The following is a 20,523-nucleotide window of genomic DNA, read 5'->3' as shown; positions in this document are numbered from 1 at the left end:
TTTTATAAAGTGTCAATTATAATTTGACCTTTAAGGATATCTTCCATTTTTTCTCTTTCTCTAATCAAAAAATCTTGCCCTTTGATAACCAAAACCTCGGCAGGTTTGAATCGTGAGTTATAGTTAGATGACATAGAAAAACAATAAGCTCCAGCATTATCCATACAAATAATATCTCCTTCGCTAACTTTACCTAGCTGCCTACTCTCAGCAAAAGTATCGGTCTCACAGATATAACCAACCACATTATAATTTTCTTTTTTTCCATCAGGATTAGAAATGTTGTGGACTCTGTGGTAAGCGTCGTACATCATTGGTCTCATTAAATGATTAAGACCACTATCTACGCCCACAAAATTAATGTTTTGTGTTTGTTTGATCACATTTACTTTTGCCAAAAACTTACCAGACTCACTAACTAAAAACTTCCCAGGTTCAAATATCAATTTTAAATCTTTACCGTAATCCTTACAAAATTCATTAAATCTAGCCCCCAATATAGCTCCCAATTCTTCTAAGTTGGTTTCATGATCTTCGTCTTTATATGGAACCTTAAAACCGCTTCCCAAATCAATAAAATCTATGGTGTCAAATTGTTTTGCTATTCCTAATAATATTTCCATGGCTTCAACAAATGCGTTTGGATCTTTAATATCGGAACCTGTGTGCATATGAACACCATTGATTGGAATTCCTCCTTTGCTAACAATCTCTTTGATGTTTTCAATTTGTGTGTGAGAGATACCAAATTTAGAATCTACGTGCCCAACAGAGATTTTAGCATTACCTCCAGCCATTATGTGTGGGTTGATTCTCAAGGAAACAGGAGTGTCTGGAAATTCATTTCCAAAACGTTCTAAACTAGATAAATTGTCTAATGTAATTTTAACTCCCAGTTCTTTTGCTTCACTGATTTCACTGAAAGAAACTCCGTTTGGGGTATAAGAGATGTTTTTTGCCTCAAATCCAGCAGCCAAACATAATTTTATTTCTTGAATAGATACACAATCACCCCCAGATCCTAAATTTTTTAAAAATTTTAAAACATTTACGTTCGTATTAGATTTAACCGCATAATTAAGTTTAACATTCTTTACTGATGAAAAAGCATTGGTCATGCGTTGGTATTGACGTTCAATTACATCTGCGTTATAAACATATAATGGAGCTCCGTATTTCTCAGTCAGAGAGATTAAAAATTGATGATTCATTTTATTGATACTTATTTGCTGTAATTTCAGCAATATTGATAATTACTTTTGTCGCTTTTACTATAAGATTCTAAAGGTACGTATTCATATTTACCTTGAAAATTATGCCCTCCTGCAAAAATATTTGGGCAAGGTAGTCCCATGAATGACAATTGTGACCCGTCTGTGCCCCCTCGTATAGCTTTATAAATTGGGTTTATATTTTCTTTTTTCATTGCTTCTGCAGCAATATTCACAATATGCATAACAGGAGCTATCTTTTCTTTCATATTGAAATATTGATCCTCTATGTCTATAGAAAATATTTCTTTCCCCATTTTTTTATTTAGCGAAGATACTAAAGAGAACATCGTTTCTTTACGTTCTTTAAATTTTTCTATATCGTGATCCCTAATGATGTACTCAAGTGTGGTTTTTTCTATATCTCCTGTAAGGTTATGTAAGTGATAAAATCCTTCTTGTCCTTCTGTTAGTTCTGGAACTTCGTGAGAAGGTAGGCCATTGATAAATTGTTGCGAGATGGTGATGGCATTGATCATTTTATGTTTTGCATATCCCGGATGAACATTTATACCTTTAACCGTAACGGTGGCTTTAGCAGCATTGAAATTTTCATATTCTAATTCCCCAATTTGGCTACCATCCATCGTGTATGCCCAATGAGCACCAAAATGATCAACATCGAATTGATGAGCGCCTTTCCCTACTTCTTCATCAGGAGTAAAACAAATTCTTATTTTACCGTGTTTCACTTCAGGATTATTTATCAAATATTCCATTGCGCTTACAATCTCTGTAATACCTGCTTTATCGTCAGCCCCTAACAAGGTTGTGCCATCTGTGGTAATAATAGTTTGACCTTTGTACTGCTGGATATCTTCAAAATAAGTTGCGTCGAGTATAATTTGTCGATCAGCGTTTAATACAATATTACCCCCATCATAATTCCTATGAATAAGAGGATTTACATTATTTCCACTAAAATCTGGACTGGTATCGATATGTGCAACAAACCCAACAACTGGTACTACATGATCTACATTACTTGGGAGTGTTGCTGTCAAATAACATTGTTCACTTAGATGTACCTCAGAAAGTCCAAGATCAAGAAGTTCTTGTTCTAGTAGACGTGCCAATACCCACTGCTTTTCAGTACTTGGGAAAGCAGGATTTTTTGGGTCAGATTGCGTGTCTATCTTGACGTAACGTATAAACCTTTCTAAAATGTTTTGCATTGAAATCATAATGTAAATACAAAAGTAACGAAGTGATTCATTATGAAATAAATTTTTGTAAAATAAAACGAATTTCCTTTTTATTGTTTTACGCGAGGATGCAAAGTTCTTCTCTTAAGAAGATATATTGTGAGCCTAGGGTTTAAATTAGGATAGTCTTTATCATAAATATTAAAGTTTTTTTACTCAAAGAGATGCGCAAACAAAAATGATGTTTAAGTTTTGGTTAAAACTATGTATTATTAGGTCATTTTAGCAGTTGATAAAAAACAACAAACGCAACATTGTTGCATTTGTTGTTTTTTATCTATATTTGCAACAAAATCATTAAATATATACTATGAAATTGACAAAAACAGTAAAGGTTTTATTGATAGCTTTACTAGCCGTATCCTGTGAAAAAGAAAACCCAGAAATTCCACATGAACACGAAGTGTTTTCAAATGTAAGTTTAACTCTTGTGCCTATTGGAGGATCTGATGAAATAACGTTTCATTGGCATGACGCAAATGGAGATTTACTGGTAAGTAATGATGAAATTGAAAATGGAAGTTTAGTTGCCAATACAGAATACAATGCAGTCATTTCTTTCAACGAACAAGAAGAGCATGATGCACATGAACTTCATGATGATGATGGTCACGAGGATCATGAGGATCTCGATTTAGATGCTGAGATTTTAAATGAATCTACTGAACACCAATTGTTTTTTAGTTCTGTCAAAGGATTAAAAATCTCTTATTCCGATGTAGATTCAAATGGAAGTCCAATTGGCTTGGAAACTACCTTTGTAACAGATGATAGTTTTGAAGGTGGAGAATTAACGATCACGTTAAGACATGAGCCGATTAAAAATGCTCTAGGGGTAGCTTCTGGTGATATTACTAATGCAGGGGGGGAGACAGATGTTGAAATTACGTTCTCATTATAAAATTAGTTACTCTTATTAATGACATTACTTAAGATAAAGTTTAATATTGTCATAATGATTACTATGTTGTTTTTACAACATAGTAATTATGCACAGCAATGTACTTATTCTATTTATGGACAAATTACAGATGACGCTACACACTTACCATTACCGGGCGCGACCATTACTTTAAAAGAAGTTTCAAAATCAACCATCACAAATGAGAGAGGATATTTTGAATTGAGTCAAATTTGTAAAGGAGAATACCATATAATTGTCAGTCATATTGGATGTGAGGACATAGAACAAGCCATTGATTTCAAAAATAATAAAGAGATTGATATAGAAATGCCTCATTTGATCAATAGGTTGGATGGTGTGCATTTAGCCCAAAAATCGCATGAGGTCACTACCCAAAATCTCCAAGTTGTAAAAGCGCGAGCCATTCAAAAAAAGGCAAATAAAAGTTTAGCCCATCAGCTAGAGGGCCTATTGGGTGTGACAACGCTAAATAACGGAAATAGCATTGCAAAGCCAGTTGTTAATGGTTTGTATGGAAGTAGGGTAATGATTCTAAACAATAATATTGTCCAAAGTGGACAGCAGTGGGGGAGTGATCATGCACCAGAAATAGATCCTCTAACAGCAGGTAGTATTGAAGTGGTCAAAGGGGTTGCTGCTTTAGAATATCAAGGAAGTGGATTGGGAGCAGTGATCAATGTAATCCCTAGAACCATAAAAAAAGATGCGCACATCCATGGTAGTCTTACTTACTTAGCGGAGCGCAATGGTTTGGGTAACAATGCAAATTATAGCTTACAGCAAAAAAAGAATAAATTTGGTTGGGAAATTTCGGGAACCCTAAAAAAATATGGAGATGCTAAAACACCAAAATATTACCTAAACAACACCGGTTATACTGAAATGAATACGGCTTTACAATTGGAATATAATTTTTCAGATCAATGGCAATCAAAGTGGTACATCAGTAGTTTCAATACTAATTTAGGAATTTTAAGAGGGGCACATGTAACGCTTAATGACTCAGATTATGCCAAAGCAATCTTAAATGCTGACCAACCTCAATATACCGAAACAGATTTCTCTTACGCTATCGATGCACCAAGACAAGAGGTGCATCACCATTTGTTGAAATGGAAAAATATAGTCAATATCAATAAAGATGAGAAGTATGAGTTCGTTTATTCCGGGCAGTTGGATACAAGAGAAGAGTATGATATTCGTAGAGCTGACCGTTCTGATATACCAGCATTGGGCTTGTTCCAGCAAAATCATTTCATAGAAATCAAACATTACAAATTACATCAACACGATTTGACAGAAAAAAAAGGGCTTCAATATACTTTTACAGACAATACAAATGATCCTGATACTGGTATATTGCCTCTAATTCCTGATTATCTATCTCACCAATTGGGTGGGTTTGTTTTGTTTGATAAAGAAAAAGAGAATTGGAAGTTTGAGTTGGGGGCTCGTTATAATTTTACTTATCAAAGTGTAGCCTATATTAATAGAAACGAAGAAAGAAATGTAGAAAACTATACTAATTATTTTCAGAACTACAGTGTGGCAGGAGGTGCTAATTATGTTACTTCTAAATATTTTGATTGGTCCTTAAATTTAGGGTTGACTTCACGAAATCCAGATATAAATGAGCTATACGCTTATGGATTACATCAGGGGGTAAGTGGTTTTGAAATCGGAAATGTAAATTTGAAGAAAGAAACTGGAATAAAATCAACTCTTGGATTAAAAGGAAGTGCTTTACAAAAATGGTTTTTTGAGGGTATGATGTATATAAATTATATAGATAATTTTATTTACTTACAACCCCAAAATAAATTTATAAAAACGATTAGAGGAACATTTGCATTATTTGAGTACTTACAAACAGATGCTAGCTTAGTTGGTTTAGATTTTGGTACAAATTATCTGTTTTCTGATGAATTGAGTTTTGGGGCAAAGTATAGTTTTTTAAGAGGTCATAATGTAAGCAAAAATATACCTCTAGTTTCTATGCCAGCAAACCATGCAGCCCTAACAATCAATTATAAATCTAGCCAAGGTGGATTTCTGAAAAATTCATCAGTTGGATTTGAATATAGATATAGGTGGAAACAACATCATTTGTTAGACTGGCAGGATATAAAACCTGCGCCAAGTGCCTATCAATTGTTAAATTTTGACTTTGAAAAACAAATCTATGTTTATCATACTCATGTAAAGTTATATGGTAGCATAGATAATATGTTTAATGTCACGTACAGAGATTATTTAGACCGAATGAGATATTTTTCAGATCATTTGGGAAGAAGTATGACCATCGGTTTTTGTGTTAAGTTCTAGAAGGATGAAAGAAAAAGGAGATTTAGAAAATTTATTGAGAAGTAGAAATTTAAAGGTAACAAGCAGACGTTTAGAGCTGCTTACTATTATTTCAAATTATACTTCGGCAATACCTTATAGCAAAATTCAAAAAAATTTAAAAAATTTTGATAGGGTCACATTATATAGGACTTTAAAAGTGTTGTTGGATGGAGGAATTATCCATAAAGCGTTTGTCAATAACGATGATGTTTATTACGCGAGGTGTAGACAACATTGCACGTCAGATTGTCATGATCACAAACATATTCATTTAAAATGTACAGTGTGTCGGGAAGTTTCTTGTGTAGATGTTATCCATCCAGTTCAAATAAAAATACCTAATGTGATCATCAAACAAATCGAAATTGAAGTGAGTGGTGTTTGTGAAAACTGTATTTAGCTACTGCTAGACTTGAAAGAAAATAATTTTTGAATTCATTTTTTTTATCAGTTTAAAAAGTTTTTATTCAATAGAAATTAGTTCTATATCAAAGATTAGATCTTCACCAGCTAGTGGATGGTTGGCATCTAGAATTACTTCTGTATCCTCTACGCCAACGACTAGTAGCGCTTGTGTTTGGCCATCTTCTCGACTTGCTTGTAGTTGCATGCCTACTTGAGGCTCCATGCCTTCTGGCAATTGGGTTTTCGGAAGATTAAAAACGGCTTCTTCTTTCCTTAAGCCATAAGCTTCCTCTGCTGGTATGGTTACTTGTTTTTGATCTCCAACAGTCATTCCGTTTACTGCGGCATCAAATCCAGGTATCATTTGACCTGCACCGATAGTAAATGCTAGAGGTTCTCTTTCTCTGGAACTGTCAAATACATTTTCGTTTGTAAGTTTTCCTGTGTAGTGAACTTTAACGTTATTTCCTTGTTTTGCTTGAGACATACGTATCGTTTGTTTTGTGTGCTACAAATTTAAGTTTTTAGTAAAAGAAGATGATAAACAAATGGACTAATTATAATTAATTCTCGTTTTATTTATCTTTTGCAATAAAAATATTACTCAAAAAATAAAGAAGAGAAAACAATATTGTTTTCTCTTCTTTATTTTATTTGTTTTATAAGTGGATTACCTCATCATAAGCGTCAGCAACTGCTTCCATCACAGCTTCTGACATGGTAGGGTGAGGGTGAACTGTTTTTAATACTTCATGACCTGTAGTTTCAAGTTTACGACCTAAAACCGCTTCGGCAATCATATCTGTGACTCCTGCACCAATCATATGACATCCTAGCCATTCACCATATTTGGCATCAAAAATTACTTTGACAAATCCTTCTTTTGTTCCAGCAGCAGAAGCTTTTCCTGATGCAGAAAAAGGGAATTTCCCAACTTTTATATCATATCCAGCTTCCTTAGCCGCTTTTTCAGTTAATCCAACTGATGCAATTTCAGGTGAGGCATATGTACATCCAGGAATATTTCCGTAATCAATTGATTCTGTGTGTAAACCTGCAATTTTTTCAACACATGTAATACCCTCTGCTGAAGCTACGTGTGCTAAAGCTTGTCCAGGAACAACATCACCTATCGCATAATAACCAGGAATGTTTGTTTGGTAGTAGTCATTAACAATGATTTTATCTCTATCTACAACAATTCCAACATCTTCTAGCCCAATGTTTTCAATATTTGTTTTGATTCCAACAGCTGATAGCAATACATCAGCTTCTATTTTTTCTTCTCCTTTTTTTGTTTTAACAGTTGCAATTACACCATCTCCAGAAGTATCAATAGATTCAACAGAAGAATTTAGCATCAGTTTGATTCCAGATTTTTTCAAGGAATTTCCAAAAGCTTTAGATACTTCTTCGTCTTCAACAGGCACTACATTTGGCATAAACTCAACAATTGTCACGTCTGTCCCCATTGAATTATAAAAGTGTGCAAATTCAACACCAATGGCACCAGAACCTACAACAATCATTTTCTTTGGTTGTTCGGGTAATGTCATCGCTTTTCGGTATCCAATAACTTTCTTACCATCTTGTGGTAGGTTTGGTAGTTCTCTTGAACGAGCTCCTGTAGCAATGATGATATGATCTGCATCAAGTTCAGTAACTTTACCATCTGCATCCGTGACATCTACCTTCTTTCCGGGCTTAACCTTTCCAGTTCCGAGAATGACATCTATTTTGTTCTTTTTCATTAGGAATTCAATTCCTTTACTCATTCCTTCTGCAACACCACGAGAACGTTTGATTACAGCTTCAAAATCTTTGTCAATCGCTTCAGCTTTTAACCCGTAGTCATCAACATGTTTTAGATATTCATATACTTGAGCACTCTTTAACAAAGCTTTTGTAGGAATACATCCCCAATTCAAACAGATTCCACCTAAAGATTCTTTTTCTATCACAGCAGTTTTTAATCCCAATTGAGAAGCTCTAATTGCAGTAACATATCCTCCAGGTCCACTTCCGATAACAATAACGTCGTATTTCATATGTGTATTTTTTAATCTAATTATTGAGTTTTAAAATGTATGCAAATGTAATCATTCAAAATCATTTTACATAGGTTAGAAAGGTAGAAATTACAGTTCTATAAATAAGGAATACATTTTACATTCTTTCAGGTACTTCTATTCCTAATAAGAGAAAAGCAGACTTGATGGTATCTGCTACTTTCGAGGATAATTGTGTTCTAAATATTTTAAGAGCTTCATCCTCACATCCCAAAATGTATGAACTTTGGTAGAAAGAATTATATTCTTTAACCAAATCATAAGTGTAATTACAAATAATAGCAGGACTGTGATTCTTTGCAGCTAAGGCTACAGTGTTACGATACTCTTGCAGAGTTTTGATAACAGACAATTCTTTATCTGAGGCTTTGATGTTTTGCTTTGAAGAATAATCAAAATTAGCTTTCCTCAAGATGGATTGTATTCTTGCATATGTGTATTGTATAAAAGGCCCTGTATTTCCATTAAAATCTATAGATTCTTTTGGATCAAATAAAATTCTCTTTTTTGGGTCTACTTTTAAAATGAAATATTTTAATGCACCCATCCCTATCATTTTGAATAGTTTCTCCTTTTCATTTTCAGAATATCCCTCAAGTTTTCCTAGTTCTTGAGAAATATCTCGAGCGGTGTTGACCATTTCGACCATCAAATCATCTGCGTCCACTACAGTTCCCTCTCTAGATTTCATTTTACCTGTTGGTAAATCTACCATACCGTAAGACAAGTGGTACATGTTTTCGGCCCATGCGAAACCTAGTTTTTTTAGAATTAAAAACAAGACCTTGAAATGATAGTCTTGTTCATTTCCCACAGTGTAAGTCAAAGCATCAATATCAAATTCTTTGAAACGCTGGATAGCAGTTCCTAAATCTTGGGTAATATATACAGATGTTCCATCACTTCGAAGGACTAGTTTTTCGTCCAATCCTTCATCCGTTAAATCAATCCAAACAGACCCATCCTCTTTTTTGTAAAACACCCCTTTGTCTAATCCGTTTTGCACACAATCTTTACCTAAAAGATAGGTTTCACTTTCGTAGTAGTTTTGATCAAATGTAACTCCTAGATTTTTGTAAGAAACAGCAAAACCATCATAGACCCATTGGTTCATCGTCTTCCAAAGTGTTACAACTTCATGATCTCCAGCTTCCCATTTTCGTAGCATATCTTGTGCTTCAATTAAAATAGGAGCTTCTTTTTTTGCTACTTCTTCGGTCTTTCCTTCAGCCATTAGACTGTTGATTTCTTCTTTGTAGGCTTTGTCAAAAGCTACATAGTAGTTTCCTACCAATTTATCTCCTTTTAGGCCAGTGTTTTCAGGTGTTGCACCATTTCCAAATTTTTGCCAGGCCAACATACTTTTACATATATGTATCCCACGATCGTTAATGATTTGAGTTTTATAAACTTTTTTTCCACTAGCCGCTATAATTTCAGCTATTGAAAACCCCAATAAGTTGTTTCTAACATGACCCAGATGTAGGGGTTTGTTTGTGTTAGGGGAGGAGTATTCTATCATCACTGATTTGTCCTTTTGATGAGGTGTGATGACCCCATAATTTTGATCATCATAGATTTCGTAAAAACGATCTACATAATAACTAGCGTCAATTGAAATATTCAAAAACCCTTTTACTACATTAAAATCAGTAACCATATTGATGTTGGACTTTAAATATTCGCCAACTTGAGTTCCAATCTGTACAGGATTACCTTTCACGAATTTTAATAAAGCAAAGACCACAATCGTCAGATCTCCTTCGAATTCTTTTCGAGTCGCTTGAAATTCTACGGATGAAATTTCTATTTTAAAAATTTCTTTGATTGCCTTTTTAACAACACTTTCTATATGATTTTGGATACTCATCTGTATTTATTTCTGTTGAGTGGCAAAAGTACATAATTTAAACGATTATAGGAGGTGTTGATTGATTTTGTAAAAGTCAAATATTTTTGACTGATGTTTCGGTAATGTGTCAAAAATAGTGTTTGAATTTATCAGATAACAATAGAAAAAGAACTGAGAATTGATCAAAAAAATCCTGGACTTCAAAAATTTGAACCCCAGGATTTAAGTATTGTTGAATGAATTTTAATGATCATCTTCAACGAAACCAGTTTTTCTGTGACCCGAGAGTATATAGGTTTCGTCAGCGGTGTTGGTGCTGTCGTAGGTTGCGTGGGTATATTCCCAATCGAATTCTCGTTCTTCAGGATTGGCTCTTAATGCTTCGGGAAGTTCATAACTCTTAAAACTAACAGAGCCACTGAGTAGTTTTAATTTGATGTAAATACTATCCACAGGATTTCCAGAGATTGTTGTTGCTGCATCTGTTAATATTTTACCTTCTAAAACTATAGCTCTGATGTAATCTCTATCTTCTGTAATGGTTTCTCCTATGCCCGTCGGTTTTGTTGTTGGGGTCTCTATTGCGTATTCATTGTTCTCAATCTCATCAAAGTCTTGAGTTTCACTTTTAAACAATTTAGAATCTCCCGTAAATGTAAATTTACTTTTTAATGGAAAGACATGATTAGTATCTTCTATCCATACTTTGTTTTGAATATTTTCGGAAGTATTATAGATCATTAATTGTATGTCGTGATGATAATCTTCAATTGGTTCTGTAAAGTTTTCATCATATAATTGCCAAAAGTAGGTACCTGAATAGTCTAATGTTTCACTATCCCATACTTCAAGTTTTTCATGGCAAGAAGTAAGAAATATTGTGGCCATGAGAAGCAATCCAAACAGCGTATTGCAAATAAATTTTAGTTTCTTCATGTTTGTAATTTTTGAGTTATTCTTTTGTTAGTGTGCTTGGAGTTGAAAATGTACCTATTTGCATACAATGGCTGAATACAGTACCTGTTAAGCTTTGTTCGATAACTTCCCATGGTCCCCAAGGTGAACTGGTGAGAAGTGCTTCGTAGCTGCTTCCATCACTAGTAATGTAAAAGTATCCGGGTATTTTATAGGTCGGTCCATAGCCTCTCCCAAGGTTATACCTTCCTCCAATCAAATCATCACAATGATAAAGTCCATTTCCCAAATGTGAGATTTCACACGCTCCTGCAAAGCTTCCATCCGAATTGTCACCCGTATAGCTTCCGTTGTAGTAGTCACTAATCAATCTGTTTTCAGGCAACACAAATACATCGCGTGTTATTGTTTTACCAAACCCATCTACATTTTCAATGTAATAGGAAACAACATAATGACCTGTTTTCGAGGTATCAATATCATCCGTTATATCTATATTTTTGCTGACATCAACTCCATCTTCCTTAGCCAAAGCCCCGAACTCTGTATAGGTGTCGTTTTGAACGATTACCAAGTTGTTTTCTCCTATCAATTCAATTTCATTGTAATAGGTTGTCCTTGAGATTCCCTCTGTGTCTAAATCCTGATCACATGAACTAAAAAATAGGAGGACTATGATTGGAATGATTTGAAAAATTGTTTTTTTCATGGTTTCTTTTTTTAAGGTTTGTACTATTATTTCCCTGTTTTTTTATCCCACCAAATTTTTTCTAGTAAGTCTCTTTTTTGTCCAGGAGCATTTGTGTTTCTTCCCAATATGTCAGAAGGATATATGGGTGAAGAAGGGAGAAAACCGTTGGTTTTATCTCTACCGTTTACAGATATGGTAAGAGAACCTATTGGAAAGTTTCTACTTGCTTCTTGTCTATCCAACTTGATGTCAATTTCATCGACTGTTGGGTATTTGGTTCTATTGCGTTCTATAAAGGATTCACAATGTTGATAGTGAGCATTTGCTACCCATTTTTGCATTGCGATTTGTTTGATATTCTCTTCTACGTTTCCATTTACCCAGCTTGCATATCCGGATACAATTATACTCTTGTCATTAATTCCATGTTGGGTAAAAGAGTTCAACACTCCAAGGTCATAATGTTGTTTGGCTTTGATTACATCACCAGCTCTTGCATGAGCTTCTGCGATAAAGAAATTAATTTCCCAATCTGAGAGTATCATCAAGGGGGAATCAGGGGCAAATGAAGCTTTACTGTAGGACTCATCAGCGTCCAAAATACCATCAGCATCTGAATCCGCTCGAGCATCAAAATCTCCAAAAAAAGCACCTTCATGCTCATCTTCAGAAGTTACAAATAGCACCTCTAATCTTGGGTCTCCATTGCTTTTTAGGTAGTCTATGAAGTTTTTACAACCAATCACGTTTGTTGATAAATAACTTGCTCCCCCTTCTTCAAATTCTCTCATTGGATGTCTTTTTTCTTCTTCACTATCCTTCCAATAGGAGCCAGATATCTTAGCGGATTCAGATAAAAATGTAGTACCGCTGACAAATGAAATGACCTCATCATTATTGTAGAATTCGGTTTCAGATTGTCTCATCATAATTTTTAATTTTAATGAGTTTACAAATTGTTTCCATTTGGTCAAATCCCCACCGTATATGAAATCATAATCAGCGTCAATCTCAGAAAGCGTATTTATATCCGTCGCTAGTAATTGATCGACTCTTACTTCCAAGTCAACATAAATATCTTCACCTTTTTCAAAAGCAGGTGCTAGTACACCAGTATTTCCCTTTAGAGCTTCTGTATAAGGGATTTCTCCCCATAAATCTGTTATTACTTGCCAGGTGTAAATAGCTAAAGCCTCACTGATATATACATATCCAGTTTCTTCATTTGCCAATGCGAGGGCTTTAATTCTTTGGGTGTCTATCAATACACCAGCGGTAAGTTTTTCGTAGGCGTTTTCAAAACTTGTAGCACTTCCATCTTCATATTCACAAAGGGTCTTAAACTGAGAAGCTGTGTAGGATTGAGTCCAGTATTCTGACCAAAATCCTCCCCCGAAACCTAGATCCCAACCCATAAGTGTATTTGCAAGGTTTACTTCTGCTGTGGGTAAAATAATTTTAGCTTGATCCGTACTGCTCAATACGTTTGGATCCTCATTGATATCTAAATAGTCCTCACAACTTATTGTGAAAATTAAAAGAAAAACGGATGTTATTTTCAATAATTGTCTTTTCATATCGGTAGTTTTATAATTGAATGTTTACTCCAAAAGTGTATGTTTCTTGATTTGGATTTGCATTGTATTCTCCAAATTTTGCGTCGACATTATTTCCAAAAGTTGTGGTTTCTGGATCTATATAATGATTGTCTTTGTGTTTCCAAAGCAAGAAGTTATTTGCCGTAAGCGAGAGGGCTATTTTGGAGACTTTTATTTTATTACAAAACTTTTCAGGCAGCGCATAAGATAAAATTACATTTCGGAGTTTTAAATAGGATTTATCTATGACGGAATATGATTCTCCATCAAATCCACCATTGCTATAAAAGGTATGTAGTGCTGTTGGGTTAACAGGCGTATTGTTTTCTGAGTAGGAGCCATCACTATTTCGTACCACAGAATTAGGAATGATAAAGGCATTTCTATCATTCAATACACTTTCAGGAGAACTTCCTACCCAGTGCATGTAATCTTTGGTTCCAGAGTAAATATAACCTCCATATTTTAAGTCTAAGGTTCCCCTCAAACTAACTCCTTTGTAGGTAAATGTATTGGTTAATCCTGCTCGAAATTTTTCATTGATGTCCTTTCCTGATAAAATTGGATCACTTGTCTGTTGGGGATTTCCATTGCCATCTACAACTATACTTTCTATACCATTAACATCGACTACTTCTGATTGTGTAAATTTATATTGGCCTATAGGCATACCTTCTAAGGCATAAATACCTGAACCATTCCCAAAACCTGCTAAAAGCACTTCTTCAACATTTAATTTTTCAATCATGTTATTGTTTTTGGTGTATGCCCAATTCATGACCCATTTAAAATCTTTGGTTTTAACGGGAACAACATTTACATTCAATTCGACACCTCTGTTTCTAATGTTTCCTAGGTTAGTGGTGATTTGTGTATATCCTGATGATGGGTCAATGGGTAGTGTGTTGATTAAGTCTTCAGTCAATTTGTTATAATAAGAGATTTCAAAACCAAACCTGTTGCGAAAAAAACTATTTTCTAAACCAATTTCAAACTCACTAGTGATTTGTGGCTTTAGATTGCTATTCCCCAATACATTGGATACGGTATAAGAGTTTACACCTCCTAGCGGAAATATCAAGTCATCAATATCTGGATATCCTGGATTTGTAGAAGATCCTACCACATAGCGGTCATAAACTTTATATGAATCTGTGTCATCTCCAGTAGAACCATAGGCAATTCTAAACTTAGAGAGTGTTAAAAATTCAGGTTTGGATTTGATACTCGTTAAAAATTCACTTAAGATAAAACTAGTATTTACTCCACCATATAAGAAGGAATTGTTGTCTAGTGGTAAAGTGGAAGACCAGTCATTTCTTAAGGTTGCATTCAGATAAAGATATTCTTTAAATCCTAGGTCTGCACTTATATAAGCACCCACTAATCTTCTTTTTCTACTGGTTTGTGTTGCCGTAGCTGTCGCCAAAGTATTACTTAAATGGTAGAAATTTGGTACATCAATAGAAGAGATACTTCCTGTTAAAGAACTTCTACTTCTTTCATTTATATTTAACCCTACTAGTGTGTTTACAGAAAAATCTTTAGTAAAATCTTTGCTGAAGGTCAGCATTGCATCGTGGCTAAATTGTATTCTCTCTCCTTTTGTTTGGATATACTCTCCAGGAGTTTCAGTGCTAGATCCTTCGTTGTGCGATCCTTCTGAATAAGCAATAATTCCTGTTGTTTTGTTTGAGGTGTAAGATTCATAATCTCCTGAAAAACGATAGATGACTTTTAGCTGATCTGAGACGTTATATTCTGCTTCCCCTTTTCCAAAAAATTTATGTTTGTTTTGTATCGCACTGTTTTGGTCTAAGATAAAATAAGGATTTACACCGTATGGAGTAAAGTAATTGTCTAAATTGTTAAATTTATTTTCTAGATCCTTAAAATCTACAATTGATAATTCATTAGCGATTTCATTTAAAGACCTACTCAAAGAGGTTCCTTGACCAGAAGGGACAACACTAATTCTTTCCTTACTAAAATTAATTGAGGAACTCAATTTAAGTTTGTCAACGGTGTGAGAACCTTTGGTGGATAAAGTGTACCTGTTGTAAGAATCACTATTGGTAGGTATTACTCCATCAATTTTATTATGAGAGGCAGATAAAAAAAATGTATTGGTCTTAGACCCCCCAGAAAGAGAAATAGAATTTTTAAAGTTTTGACCATAATCGTAAAAATCTCTTAAATTGTTTTCCAGATATAGGTTGGGTTTTATTTGTTGACTGTTGTCAACAATATTACCCCAAACTCTGTCTACACCATCGTATTCTGCTCCCCAATTTCCATTTTCATCAAGCGCTCTATCACCACTCCAACCTTGACCAAACTGAGTTTGTCTTTTAGGCAAAAAACCAACTTTGCTAATGGTTAGTGAACTATTAAAATTAACTTTTAGTTTTCCGTCTTCACCACTTTTGGTCGTAATCAAAATGACCCCGTTTGCAGCCCTTGATCCATATAATGCTGTAGCCGCTGCACCTTTTAAAACAGTTAATTTTTCTATGTCATCAGGATTGATTCCGTTTATACCAGAACCATAGTCAGCTTGAGAATTTAAATTGTCTCCTCCACGACTTTGTATATTGGTAATTGGGATTCCATCAACAATATATAAAGGTTGGATGTTATCAAAAGAAGAGGCTCCACGGATGATTACGTTTTGTGTCCCTCCAGGAGTAGGGGGAGCAGAGATGTCTAATCCAGAAACTTTTCCCTGCAAAGCATTGATAGGATTGATGGTTTGAGTTTCAGAAATTTCTTCTCCATGATATTCCGAAATAGCATAACCTACAGTTTTTTTGGCTTTAGAAATTCCTAATGCAGTTACAACGACTTGTTTTAAAGATTCTACACTTTCTTTTAATTGTACATTTATAGTATGGGTTTTGCTTACAGTTTTTTCTGCCGTAAGCATTCCTACATAACTATATATAATAATATCTCCTTCGTTAGCACTGATCTTGTAGTTTCCATCAAAATCGGTCAATGTAATATTGGAAGTGCCTTTGATGGCAACATTTACACCCGGAATAGGGCCAGAAGCGTTTGTTACCGTACCCATGATGATTTTTGATTGGGCAAACGAAAGTTGAAGGGTAGATACCAGTAACAATATTAAAATTTGAGGGGTCTTTAGTTTCATGCCTTTTTATTGTTTTAGTTAAATATTAATAAACTAGCCTTTAGATATTCAGAATGGCTCAGCGTTTATGAGTTTAAGAATAAATTAAAAGAACACTGCTATGGTGAAAATTATCAATACGATGATTTTTATCATCTACTAGGTTAGACTTTAGATGATTTGAGTTGTCTCAAAGTAAAAAAAATTGAGGTTTAATTTCTTCTTAATAATATAAACCTACAAAATTATTTATAAAAAAAACAAATTATAATGACGTTATTTATATTTTATTTATTTTTTAACGATAAAACTTAACAAAACAATAATATTAACTGGTTTTGTAAATTCCATATTCCACAATGTTTTTATTTCATATGATAAACATTATTAAATCCTTAAATAGTAAATTTGTAAAATGTCTACAACGTCAGAAAATTTTTTACAAGAGTTACCAATCAAAGCTCTGAAAGCCAAAAAAGAAAACATTTCTTACTTTAAGAAATTAAAAAAAAGAACCCCTAAGAATTTAGATTATGTGGTTCAAGATTTGCACGATAAGGAATTTGAGCGCACAGATTGTATGACTTGCGCCAATTGTTGTAAGACAACAAGTCCAATGTTTTTTTCCAATGATATCTCTCGTATTGCGAAGCATCTACGCATGAAAGAGCAAAAGTTTATGGAAACATATTTAGAACGTGACGAAGACGATTGTTATGTGTTGAAATCTGCCCCTTGTACATTTTTAGATGAAAGAGATAATACTTGTTTTATTTATGATGTAAGACCAAAAGCATGTGCGGAGTATCCTCATACCAACAGAAAAAAGTTTATCCAGTTAACCGATTTAACCGTTACAAATACATCAGTATGTCCCGCAGCGTACAATATTGTTGAATCCTTAAAGAAAGCAATTCCGCTGAGTAATACGCCAAGAAAATTTCGTGATAAAAATTAAATAATGGTTCTCAGAACTTCTAATTTTTTTGGTTTTTGTTATGCTGATGATCTTCCTGATTGTGAGTTTTTTGCTAAGAATTTTGAGGCTATCACCAATGAAGATTCCATTGTTTTATCGTTTGATTTTAGTAAAGATTTAGATTTTAATAGCATCAGACAAAATAAGTATGCTTACTCATTTTTTGAAATAGAAGATTTGATTTTAAGAGACAAGTTGATTGATTTTTTGAAGCCAATCTCAGGTGCCAAAAAAATGAAGCTTAGTTTGGGTCATACTTCTGCTTTTATCAAACGTTTAAAATTTACTTCAAAGGGGTTTGTTTTTCATTTGGTTTCTATCCCTTCCTAAGGGTAAAGTAAATATTTAGCTCTTATGCGTTTAAATTTATCAAGGTCTTTGTTCCAGCTTTCCTCTATTTGCTTAGCGGTATATTTTTCTTTTAGCTGATGTCTTAAGAGCGTGTCTCCAACGTGACTGGTGAAAGTTGCTCCGAAAAATTTTTCTTTGACAGGGTATTTTTCATAAGCATCTATCAACCATTTGATGTTTATTTTGTTGAGCCTTGGGGTGTTTTTTAGCGTTATGCCATGGCACAATTTATTCTTGTCTTTTGGGTTTTTGCTGCCCTTGTTGCTTTGGGGTGTATAACCAAAGCTTGAGTTTGGGAACTTAGCGCTTCCGTATTGTTGGAATTGATGATTTGTCCCTCTACCTGCATTAATTGGAGTGCCTTCAAAAAAGCCAAGACTAGGGTATAGATTGATGGCAACAGCATTGGGTAGGTTGGGTGAGGGTTTGATTGGCAGATGGTATTCTTTTTGATGTGTGTAGTTGGTTAAAGGAACGATTGTTAAATCACACACCGTTTCATTTTTCAACCATTTCTCCCCATTTATCATGTCAGCATATTCTCCTATTGTCATACCATATACTAGTGGTACAGGGTGTTTTCCCACGAAAGAGCTGTATTTTGTTTTCAAAGTAGGGCCATCAATATAATGTCCGTTAGGGTTGGGTCTATCTAGCAATATGACAGGTATATTGTTTTCACTACAAGCTTCCATAACCAAATGTAGGGTGGAAAGAAAGGTGTAAAATCTGACGCCCACATCCTGTATGTCAAAAAGAATTACATCTAAATTTTTTAAGTCGGGAATAGTTGGTTTTTTATGTTTGCCGTGTAAAGAAATTATCGGTAGCCCTGTTTTAGGATCAGTGCTATTGCTTACATGTTCTGCCGCGTCATATGTGCCTCTAAATCCATGTTCAGGAGAAAAAACTTTAATGATATTGATCTTAAGTTGGATCAAGGAATCGATAAGGTGTGTGTGTGCCTCTTTTTTAAAAATGACAGAAGTCTGATTGGCAACCACTCCAACTTTTTTATCGATTAACATCGGTAGATAAGTTTCTATTTTCTGTGCACCAACGATGATGTCTCTATTTGTGGATTTATTTTGTGCTTTGCCTGAGGTTATTGAAAGAAATGAGGAAAACAAAAGAATTAAAAATGTATTTTTGAGAACCATTTTAAAAGGCATAAGTATTTGAATTTAGAATTATTTATAGCGAATAGGCTTTCAAGGTCTAAGGAATATAAAAATAGTATTTCTTCACCTATTGTAAAAATAGCAATTATAGCGATAGCATTGGGTATGATGATGATGATAATTTCCATTGCTACTGGAATAGGCTTACAAAGAAAAATAAGAGATAAAGTTGCCGGTTTTAATGGTCACGTAGTAATTAGTAATTATGATAACAATTCTTCTAAGACAACACAAAATCCAATTTCAATAGAACAAGATTTTTACCCTCAATTTAAAACGGTATCGGGTATAAAACATATTCAAGTTTTTGCCACAAGAGCAGGAATCATTAGGGATGAAAAGACTTTTGAAGGAATAGTGTTAAAAGGTGTAGGAGAAAATTATGATTGGTCTTTTTTTCAAGAATATTTAGTTGCTGGAGAATTACCGCAGTTTTCAGATCAGCAGTCCAAAAAGGTATTGATTTCTAAAATCATTTCAGATAGAATGCAACTAGAGGTTGGAGACACCTTCGATACTTTTTTTATCAAACAAGAATCCAATATTTTGCCAAAAAGAAGAGTGTATCATGTTTCGGGGATTTATGATACTGGTTTTGAAGAGTTTGATAAGAATATTGTAATAGGTGATATCAATCAAATTCGAGGATTGAATAAGTGGGACGATAATCAAGTAGGAGGCTTTGAGGTTTTCGTGGAAGATTTTGATCAAATAGAAAAAAAGTCAAAAGAGATTTACCAAGCTATTGGAGTTACTTTAGATAGTCAAAGCCTGTTTGAACAATTTCCGCAGATTTTCCAATGGCTACAGTTGTTTGATGGTAATATTGCAATCATCATCATCATTATGATGATTGTAGCTGGAATCAATATGATCACTACATTATTGGTTATGATTTTAGAAAGAACTCAGCTCATTGGAGTCTTAAAAACATTAGGAACAAATAGCTGGTCGATTAGGAAGGTATTTTTGTATAATGCTTCTTATATCATTGGTAGAGGCTTGTTAATTGGAAATATATTGGGGTTGTTTCTTATTTTTTTACAGTTCCAATTTGAACTCGTTACTTTAGATCCTCATAACTATTATGTTCAAGTTGCACCAGTTTATATTTCTATAAGTCAAATACTTGTTTTGAACGTGAGTACCCTCATTTTGTGTACTTTGATGATGTTGATTCCTTCTTATATTATTACCAAAATTAGTCCAGCCAAAACTTTGAAATTTTCATAAAAAAAAACCCTCCGATTTGAATGTGGAGGATTTTTTAACTAACTAAACTATTTAAACTATGAAACTATAAAAGCATATTACCAATAACTGTGCCAAAATAGGTTTTTTTAAAAATTAAAAAAATCCTTCATTCTTAAATGAAGGATTTTTCTAACTAACTAAACTATAAAAAACTATGTAAACTATATTTAATTAATTACAATTATCATGCCATAGTTTAGTTTACGTGTTTTTTTGCATGGTATGAGGACCTTACCAAGGCAGAACTTTCAACGTGCTTGAATCCTAGAGATTTTGCGTAAACCTCATATTCTTTAAAGAGTTCAGGAGTAATGTATTCTTTTACAGGCAAATGTTTTTTACTGGGTT

General features: G+C 34.0%; 15 protein-coding genes and 2 pseudogenes. 6 read left to right on the top strand and 11 right to left on the bottom strand.

The genetic code is table 11. The features are described 5' to 3' along the window. Positions 1 to 2 precede the first annotated feature (2 nt). Both lysA and pepT read right to left on the bottom strand, forming a co-directional pair. Positions 3 to 1,211 carry a diaminopimelate decarboxylase gene (lysA, locus tag ABF281_RS08430; RefSeq protein ID WP_347181236.1) on the bottom strand — a complete coding sequence of 403 codons (1,209 nt, stop codon included), beginning with the start codon at positions 1,209 to 1,211 and terminating at the stop codon, positions 3 to 5. A gap of 1 nt (position 1,212) precedes the next feature. Further along, positions 1,213 to 2,455 (bottom strand): annotated as a pseudogene (pepT, locus tag ABF281_RS08425) (peptidase T). Positions 2,456 to 2,786: 331 nt separating this feature from the next. On the opposite strand from pepT, the gene ABF281_RS08420 reads away from it, so the two are divergent. Genes ABF281_RS08420 through ABF281_RS08410 form a run of 3 tightly spaced genes read left to right on the top strand, consistent with a single transcriptional unit; the run spans position 2,787 to position 6,147 of the window. Then, the gene (locus tag ABF281_RS08420) at positions 2,787 to 3,377 is read left to right on the top strand and encodes a hypothetical protein (RefSeq protein WP_347181235.1); all 591 of its coding nucleotides are present in this window, start codon (positions 2,787 to 2,789) and stop codon (positions 3,375 to 3,377) included. Between the two features lie 54 nt (positions 3,378 to 3,431). Continuing rightward, positions 3,432 to 5,726 carry a TonB-dependent receptor gene (locus tag ABF281_RS08415; RefSeq protein WP_347181234.1) on the top strand — a complete coding sequence of 765 codons (2,295 nt, stop codon included), beginning with the start codon at positions 3,432 to 3,434 and terminating at the stop codon, positions 5,724 to 5,726. Between the two features lie 4 nt (positions 5,727 to 5,730). Continuing rightward, the gene (locus tag ABF281_RS08410) at positions 5,731 to 6,147 is read left to right on the top strand and encodes a transcriptional repressor (RefSeq protein ID WP_347181233.1); all 417 of its coding nucleotides are present in this window, start codon (positions 5,731 to 5,733) and stop codon (positions 6,145 to 6,147) included. A 63-nt stretch (positions 6,148 to 6,210) separates the two neighbouring features. Here the strand turns inward: ABF281_RS08410 and ABF281_RS08405 are convergent, their stop codons facing one another. From ABF281_RS08405 to ABF281_RS08375, 7 genes are all read right to left on the bottom strand, one after another. Beyond that, entirely contained in the window at positions 6,211 to 6,639 is a 429-nt protein-coding gene (locus tag ABF281_RS08405; protein WP_347181232.1) for a peptidylprolyl isomerase, read from the bottom strand. 172 nt (positions 6,640 to 6,811) lie between these two features. Next, the gene (gene lpdA, locus ABF281_RS08400; protein ID WP_347181231.1) at positions 6,812 to 8,200 is read right to left on the bottom strand and encodes a dihydrolipoyl dehydrogenase; all 1,389 of its coding nucleotides are present in this window, start codon (positions 8,198 to 8,200) and stop codon (positions 6,812 to 6,814) included. Positions 8,201 to 8,318: 118 nt separating this feature from the next. Beyond that, positions 8,319 to 10,091 (bottom strand): arginine--tRNA ligase, encoded by a 1,773-nt coding sequence (gene argS, locus ABF281_RS08395; protein WP_347181230.1) that lies wholly within the window; start codon positions 10,089 to 10,091, stop codon positions 8,319 to 8,321. A 225-nt stretch (positions 10,092 to 10,316) separates the two neighbouring features. Beyond that, positions 10,317 to 11,009: a lipid-binding protein gene (locus tag ABF281_RS08390; protein ID WP_347181229.1), complete on the bottom strand. Its 693-nt coding sequence runs from the start codon at positions 11,007 to 11,009 to the stop codon at positions 10,317 to 10,319. Positions 11,010 to 11,025: 16 nt separating this feature from the next. Next, the gene (locus tag ABF281_RS08385) at positions 11,026 to 11,697 is read right to left on the bottom strand and encodes an immunoglobulin-like domain-containing protein (RefSeq protein ID WP_347181228.1); all 672 of its coding nucleotides are present in this window, start codon (positions 11,695 to 11,697) and stop codon (positions 11,026 to 11,028) included. A gap of 26 nt (positions 11,698 to 11,723) precedes the next feature. Then, positions 11,724 to 13,256: a SusD/RagB family nutrient-binding outer membrane lipoprotein gene (locus ABF281_RS08380; protein ID WP_347181227.1), complete on the bottom strand. Its 1,533-nt coding sequence runs from the start codon at positions 13,254 to 13,256 to the stop codon at positions 11,724 to 11,726. Between the two features lie 10 nt (positions 13,257 to 13,266). After that, complete coding sequence (locus ABF281_RS08375; protein WP_347181226.1) at positions 13,267 to 16,431, bottom strand: SusC/RagA family TonB-linked outer membrane protein; 3,165 nt, start codon at positions 16,429 to 16,431, stop codon at positions 13,267 to 13,269. Positions 16,432 to 16,825: 394 nt separating this feature from the next. Between ABF281_RS08375 and ABF281_RS08370 the strand changes: the two genes are divergently transcribed. Further along, positions 16,826 to 17,368: a YkgJ family cysteine cluster protein gene (locus ABF281_RS08370; RefSeq protein WP_347181225.1), complete on the top strand. Its 543-nt coding sequence runs from the start codon at positions 16,826 to 16,828 to the stop codon at positions 17,366 to 17,368. A gap of 3 nt (positions 17,369 to 17,371) precedes the next feature. Beyond that, positions 17,372 to 17,719, top strand: a complete 348-nt coding sequence (locus tag ABF281_RS08365) for a hypothetical protein (RefSeq protein WP_347181224.1) — start codon at positions 17,372 to 17,374, stop codon at positions 17,717 to 17,719. Here the strand turns inward: ABF281_RS08365 and ABF281_RS08360 are convergent. After that, positions 17,716 to 18,912: a DUF1343 domain-containing protein gene (locus tag ABF281_RS08360; RefSeq protein ID WP_347181223.1), complete on the bottom strand. Its 1,197-nt coding sequence runs from the start codon at positions 18,910 to 18,912 to the stop codon at positions 17,716 to 17,718. The two genes, ABF281_RS08365 and ABF281_RS08360, sit on opposite strands and share 4 nt — an antisense overlap. Positions 18,913 to 18,918: 6 nt before the next feature. Here ABF281_RS08360 and ABF281_RS08355 point away from each other — a divergent pair, with 6 nt between their 5' ends. Then, a complete protein-coding gene (locus ABF281_RS08355) occupies positions 18,919 to 20,154 on the top strand; it encodes an FtsX-like permease family protein (protein ID WP_347181222.1) in 1,236 nt (411 codons plus the stop codon). A gap of 217 nt (positions 20,155 to 20,371) precedes the next feature. On the opposite strand, the pseudogene ABF281_RS08350 reads toward ABF281_RS08355, so the two are convergent. Continuing rightward, positions 20,372 to 20,523 (bottom strand): annotated as a pseudogene (locus ABF281_RS08350) (lipoyl synthase); the annotation flags it as partial.

It is taken from the genome of Wenyingzhuangia sp. (assembly GCF_039768515.1).
Taxonomy (GTDB): domain Bacteria; phylum Bacteroidota; class Bacteroidia; order Flavobacteriales; family Flavobacteriaceae; genus Wenyingzhuangia.
The sequence above is the reverse complement of the archived record's forward strand: the minus strand, read 5'-3'. Positions and strand labels throughout refer to the sequence as shown.

Coding starts and splice junctions, on each gene's coding strand:
- ABF281_RS08380 (WP_347181227.1), bottom strand. CDS start 13,256: ATGAAAAGACAATTATTGAAAATAACATCCGTTTTTCTTTTAATTTTC.
- ABF281_RS08375 (WP_347181226.1), bottom strand. CDS start 16,431: ATGAAACTAAAGACCCCTCAAATTTTAATATTGTTACTGGTATCTACC.
- ABF281_RS08390 (WP_347181229.1), bottom strand. CDS start 11,009: ATGAAGAAACTAAAATTTATTTGCAATACGCTGTTTGGATTGCTTCTC.
- ABF281_RS08365 (WP_347181224.1), top strand. CDS start 17,372: ATGGTTCTCAGAACTTCTAATTTTTTTGGTTTTTGTTATGCTGATGAT.
- lpdA (WP_347181231.1), bottom strand. CDS start 8,200: ATGAAATACGACGTTATTGTTATCGGAAGTGGACCTGGAGGATATGTT.
- ABF281_RS08385 (WP_347181228.1), bottom strand. CDS start 11,697: ATGAAAAAAACAATTTTTCAAATCATTCCAATCATAGTCCTCCTATTT.
- ABF281_RS08415 (WP_347181234.1), top strand. CDS start 3,432: ATGATTACTATGTTGTTTTTACAACATAGTAATTATGCACAGCAATGT.
- ABF281_RS08410 (WP_347181233.1), top strand. CDS start 5,731: ATGAAAGAAAAAGGAGATTTAGAAAATTTATTGAGAAGTAGAAATTTA.
- ABF281_RS08370 (WP_347181225.1), top strand. CDS start 16,826: ATGTCTACAACGTCAGAAAATTTTTTACAAGAGTTACCAATCAAAGCT.
- ABF281_RS08420 (WP_347181235.1), top strand. CDS start 2,787: ATGAAATTGACAAAAACAGTAAAGGTTTTATTGATAGCTTTACTAGCC.
- ABF281_RS08360 (WP_347181223.1), bottom strand. CDS start 18,912: ATGCCTTTTAAAATGGTTCTCAAAAATACATTTTTAATTCTTTTGTTT.
- argS (WP_347181230.1), bottom strand. CDS start 10,091: ATGAGTATCCAAAATCATATAGAAAGTGTTGTTAAAAAGGCAATCAAA.
- ABF281_RS08405 (WP_347181232.1), bottom strand. CDS start 6,639: ATGTCTCAAGCAAAACAAGGAAATAACGTTAAAGTTCACTACACAGGA.
- lysA (WP_347181236.1), bottom strand. CDS start 1,211: ATGAATCATCAATTTTTAATCTCTCTGACTGAGAAATACGGAGCTCCA.